Source organism: Emticicia sp., from assembly GCF_049241225.1.
Lineage (GTDB): Bacteria > Bacteroidota > Bacteroidia > Cytophagales > Spirosomataceae > Emticicia.
The window spans coordinates 13,835-19,020 of record NZ_JBMLRC010000439.1 but is presented as its reverse complement, the minus strand read 5'-3'; the positions used below and the strand labels follow the sequence as shown (position 1 = coordinate 19,020).

Genomic DNA, 5,186 nt, shown 5'->3' with positions numbered 1-5,186 from the left:
TCGATGGTATCGAGGTCAAGGTGGTTGGTAGGCTCATCGAGAATCAAGAAATCTGGTTCTTCAATTAAAACACGGGCCAGAGCCACACGTTTTTTCTGTCCACCCGAAAGATTTCCTACGAGTTTATCAAAATACTCGATTCCCAGTTTTCCAAGAATCTGCTTTACTTTGGTTTCGTAATCCCAAGCCTTTAGGTTATCTACCTGCTCAATAGCTCTTGCAATTCGGTTATCATCGCCTGAAAGCAAAGCATCTTCGTATTCTTTAACAGCTTTCGTATTGGAGTTTTCGATGGCAAAAATCGTTTCCATCACAGTTTTACCCGCCTGAAAATCCGGTTCTTGGTCTAAATACCCCACTCTAATATCTTTTCTGATACTAATTTCACCTCCATCCACATCCGATTTCCCGATAATCATATTCAGCATCGACGATTTCCCCGACCCATTTGAGCCAATCAATGCCACTTTTTCGCCTTGCAAAATCCCAAATGTAAGATTCTTAAACAACCAACGCTCTCCTAAATTTTTTCCGATATTTTCGGCCGATAAGTAATTCATATATTTCTGCTAAACATCACCCATAAGTAGTTGTCAGTCAACAGTTATCAGTAAACAGTCTTTCTAAATATCTAATAGTAAATAATTTAGAGAGTTTATACTGATATGTTCAAATCTCGACTCATAAATACTTTATAGATTATCAATTCTTTAATTTTCTGCAATTTACTACTTTATTCGTGGAACGTAACTTTATTTTGTTTGATTTTGGGTCAGACGTACCGTCAGACCAGATTCCGTTCAACCAACACTTCCCATTCTTCTTCGAGCGAAATTTTAGGCATTGATTCACCGATTCTCCGATACCAATAACTAGCATTAAATCTATCTCCTTCCTTGCGGTGTAAATAGGCGTGCAGTTGGTCGTAAGCCAATGTACCTTCTTTGGTTTGGGCAATATTATGAGCCGCTTCCCAATCGCCTTTGGCGTCATGCCAGAGGGCTTGCACCAGAATCGGAAGGTTTTTCGGAACTTGATTTTCTTTGAGGGTATTTTTGAAAGTAATTAAATCCATCTGTCTATTACGGTAAAAGATTGTTGGGCCAGAAGTGTGGTCAGACCTTATTTTTATTAATTTTGCACCAAATTTAATAAAAAATTAACCCAAACTGGGGCTTTCCTTATGTATTTATTGGTGTGGTTGAAGCGTATTACGTGGTTGCTTATCTTTTATTTTCTACTCAGATTTTTGTTTCTTGTTTACAATATCAAGTCTTTTCAATTTGCTGACGCTCAACAAATTAGCTATGCTTTTTTGTATGGTGTAAAGTTCGATTTATCGGCTATTTTTATCAGTAATATTCTCTTTACAATTGCCTCTTTATTGCCGTTTAGATTTACTGAAAAACAAAGTTATCAAAGCTTTCTGAAATATCTTTACTGGATTCCGAACATCGTCTTCTTTTGGACAAATATTGCCGATTTTGAATATTATAAATTCATCGGCCGACGAACAATTTTTGAAGTTTTCGGTATCATGGGCGATGTTTTTGCCCAATCATTTAGCCTACTTGGCACTTATTGGTATTTGGTTTTTCTATGGATTTTTGTAAGTTTTCTTTTTGTTAAACTTACGCCCAATAGCCCCAACTTTGCCAGAATCTCTTTGCGAAACAGTCCTCGTCAAATAATCCTAAAATCCATCATTTGGTTGCTTGGAATTGGTTTTACGATATTATTTTTCAGAGGTGGATTTCAAGAAAAACCACTTAGAATCAATCAGGCATTCGAGCAGCATGATAATCATCTCGGAAATCTGACGCTCAATACTACCTTTACATTTCTGACAACGATTGATGCGAAAGGCACAGAAAAAGTTAGTTATTTTACTGATAATCAATTAGTTGAAAAGTTGATTAGGCGAGACAGAAGTTCGCATTTTTCGGCAAGTGCTACCCCACAAAACGTTGTGATTATTATTCTCGAAAGTTTCGGTAAGGAATACATGGGCTATAAAAATCCTTACAAAGGGTACACTCCTTTCTTAGATTCTTTGGCCAAAAACAGTCTTTTCATGGAAAATTGTTTTGCCAATGGCCGAGAATCAATCATTGCCATGCCTGCTATTACCGCTTCAATTCCGCAATTGATTGAAGAGCCTTTTATTACCTCAAGTTATCAGTCGAATAAATTTGCGGGGCTGGGAAGTATCGTAAAAAAACACGGCTACGTTTCGTCATTCTTTCACGGTGCAAGAAATGGTTCGATGGGTTTTGAGGGGTTTTCGCAACTCGCTGGCTTTGATAAATATTATGGGCTAAATCAATATCCTAAAGAAAAAATGGAAACAGATTTTGATAAAAACTGGGGAATTTTTGATGAGCCGTATTTGCAATATTTTGCCACAGAAGTATCGAAAGAAAGTAAACCTTTTGTGGGTTGTATTTTTACGCTGAGTTCGCACCACCCCTACCCGATTCCAACCCAATACAAAGGAAAATTCCCGAAAGGAAAAGCCGAAATCCACGAAAGTTTGGGCTATACTGATTTAGCTTTGAGAAAATTCTTTGAAACTGCGGCTAAACAACCGTGGTTTAAAAATACACTTTTTGTGATTACGGCCGACCATACGCAGTTTAATACCGAAAAAAAATACGCAACGCCAACGGGAGCATACAGCGTACCATTAATTTTATATCACCCTAATAATCAAACACTTACACAACTAAAAGGCCTTGCGGATTCAACAAAAATATGCCAACATACTGATATTTTGCCGAGCATATTAGATTTTTTGAGTATCAATCAACAAGAAGTTTTACCTTTCGGAGAATCTATTTTTGCCCGAAATACTGGAGTTGCATTGCAATTTAATTCGGGTGTTTTTAGATTAATATCAGAAAACAAATATGTAGAAATGAACCTTGATGGCAAAGCCAAAGGTTTTGATATGCAAACCGATAAACCCATACAAGACTTTCAAGCCAATCAATTAAAGGCTTTTATTCAATATTATCGAAATGGCCTAATCGAGAATTCATGGTTAAAGTAGGACAAGTTTTCAACTTACCAATTGTAGAGAAATAGAATAGTGTTATTCTACTTCTCTCTAAACTTTTTATATGCACGAGCCGCAAAAAACAAAGTAAAACCGAAAGCCAAAACCCCTAAAAATAAATAAACGAAGTTTAATAAATCTTTCACAACGGCCAAAAGCACAATTGCCACCAAAAATAAGGTGGGAAGCTCATTCAACAACCTAAATTGAAAAGAAGTATAAGTGCTTCTATCTGCCTCTTGCTTTTTTATGATTCCCTTACAGTAAAGATGATAGCCAGTCAGCAACACGAGTAATACCAACTTTGTTTGTAACCAACCTTGTTCTAAAAACGCAGGTGTATTTACAAGCATTAATATTCCGCAAGTCCACGTAATCATCATGGCTGGGTTACAGATAATTTTATATACTCGCCATTGCATAGCTGTATATTGTTTTTTCCAATCTTCACGCAAAGCCTCGGGTTTATCGGCGGCTTCAGCATGATACACAAACATTCTGACCAAATAAAACAAGCCAGCAAACCACGAGACAAATCCTATAATATGTAGCGATTTTAAATATAAATGAAGCATCTTTTATAATTGAGAATGTAGAATTAAGAATTATGAATGTTTCTTCAACGAAAATTTGTATACAGAAACTTTCAATTAATTGACTGCAAAGATAACAATGAAATGGAGTCGAACGTTTTAAAATAAATTTTTACAACAAAATTTATGATAAGATATTTTACAGTTCTGCTGCTTGCACTTTCATTTAATATATATGCCCAAGTTCCAAACCCAAAAGCAAAAGAATTTTACGATAAAGCCCTAAAGAATATTTCTGAAAGAAAATCAGTAGATGCGATTGAAAATCTACAAAAAGCCATTGAAAAAGATTCTACTTTCGCTGACCCATACTTCAAACTCGGTCAAATCAACGAAGCAGCTCGAAATCAAGAAAATGCCATCAAATTCTACAAAAAAGCTATCGAATTACGCCCCAATGACCCACTTCTTACGCAAGGATACACATACATTGGCACACGCCTCATAAAAGCTGGCGAATACGCAAAAGCCAAAGAATACTTGAGTTTTTCGGTAAAAAACGTACCGCAGAACAGCCCAGTAATGAAACAACTTACTAGGCAGTTGGAGCAATGCAAGTTCGGAGAAGAAGCCAAAAATGCTGCAATGCCTTTCAAAGCTGCCGAAATGGGCTCAACTATCAATTTTAAAAACAAACAATATTTTCCAGTTCTGACTGCCGACAACGAAACCCTTATTTTTACGGCTCGCTCAGATGATGGCGACGAAAATTTATATATTTCTCAACTGACAAACGGCACCTGGTCTGCTCCCAAAAGTATATCTGATAAAATCAATACAACTGCCAACGAAGGTACTTGCAGTATCTCGGCCGATGGCCGTACACTTGTGTTTACGAGTTGCGATGGCAAAAATAGTCTGGGAAGTTGCGATTTGTATATTTCCAAGAAAGTTGGAGAAGAATGGACAACGCCTGAGAATTTAGGAGGTAGTGTAAACACTCCATTTTGGGAAGCACAACCAAGTCTATCAAATGATGGAAGAATATTGTATTTTTCTTCTGACCGACAAGGAGGTTACGGACGTAAAGACTTATGGATAAGCGAATTAAAAGAAAATAACACTTGGACAAAAGCCATAAATCTCGGCGATGTAATTAATACAGCAAACGACGAAATTTCGCCTTTCGTACACGCCAATGGGCATACTTTGTTTTTCGCTTCGGATGGGCATTTGGGTATGGGCGGATTAGATTTATTCATGACCGAATCTAAAACAGGCCTTTACTCCAAACCCGAAAATTTGGGTTTTCCAATCAATACCCACGAAGACCAAGTGGCTCTATTTATTTCGGCTGATGGCTCAAAAGGCTATTATTCATCTGATGTGAAACCTGACATAAAACTTTTTCAGTTTGATATTCCAGCCAAACTTTCCGAAAAATTCAAGCGAGCGAGCTACGTAAAAGGCACAGTAAAAGATGCTAATAACAATCAAAACCTTTCGGCTGAAATCGAATTGGTTGATTTGAAAACTAACAAAATTATAGAAAAAACAACTTCTGATGCTGTCACGGGGCAATATACCGCAGTTTT

Annotated in this window: 5 protein-coding genes; 2 read left to right on the top strand and 3 right to left on the bottom strand. The window is 36.9% G+C overall.

From position 1 onward, the window contains the following. Window positions 1–560: ATP-binding cassette domain-containing protein (locus tag ACOVO2_RS22965; protein ID WP_421772213.1), on the bottom strand; the 560-nt coding region annotated here is incomplete at its 3' end. A gap of 224 nt (window positions 561–784) precedes the next feature. Next, window positions 785–1,075: a hypothetical protein gene (locus ACOVO2_RS22960; RefSeq protein WP_421772212.1), complete on the bottom strand. Its 291-nt coding sequence runs from the start codon at window positions 1,073–1,075 to the stop codon at window positions 785–787. Between the two features lie 108 nt (window positions 1,076–1,183). Between ACOVO2_RS22960 and ACOVO2_RS22955 the strand changes: the two genes are divergently transcribed. Then, complete coding sequence (locus ACOVO2_RS22955) at window positions 1,184–3,052, top strand: LTA synthase family protein (protein WP_421772211.1); 1,869 nt, start codon at window positions 1,184–1,186, stop codon at window positions 3,050–3,052. A 47-nt stretch (window positions 3,053–3,099) separates the two neighbouring features. On the opposite strand, the gene hemJ is transcribed toward ACOVO2_RS22955, so the two are convergent. Then, window positions 3,100–3,633, bottom strand: a complete 534-nt coding sequence (hemJ, locus tag ACOVO2_RS22950) for a protoporphyrinogen oxidase HemJ (RefSeq protein ID WP_188770823.1) — start codon at window positions 3,631–3,633, stop codon at window positions 3,100–3,102. Window positions 3,634–3,777: 144 nt separating this feature from the next. Between hemJ and ACOVO2_RS22945 the strand changes: the two genes are divergently transcribed. Further along, a partial coding sequence (locus tag ACOVO2_RS22945; protein WP_421772210.1) for a flagellar motor protein MotB occupies window positions 3,778–5,186 on the top strand: 1,409 nt, incomplete at its 3' end.

What these genes read in the sequence shown, in the direction of transcription:
- ACOVO2_RS22960 (WP_421772212.1), bottom strand. Translation starts at nt 1,075, where the DNA reads ATGGATTTAATTACTTTCAAAAATACCCTCAAAGAAAATCAAGTTCCG.
- hemJ (WP_188770823.1), bottom strand. Translation starts at nt 3,633, where the DNA reads ATGCTTCATTTATATTTAAAATCGCTACATATTATAGGATTTGTCTCG.
- ACOVO2_RS22955 (WP_421772211.1), top strand. Translation starts at nt 1,184, where the DNA reads ATGTATTTATTGGTGTGGTTGAAGCGTATTACGTGGTTGCTTATCTTT.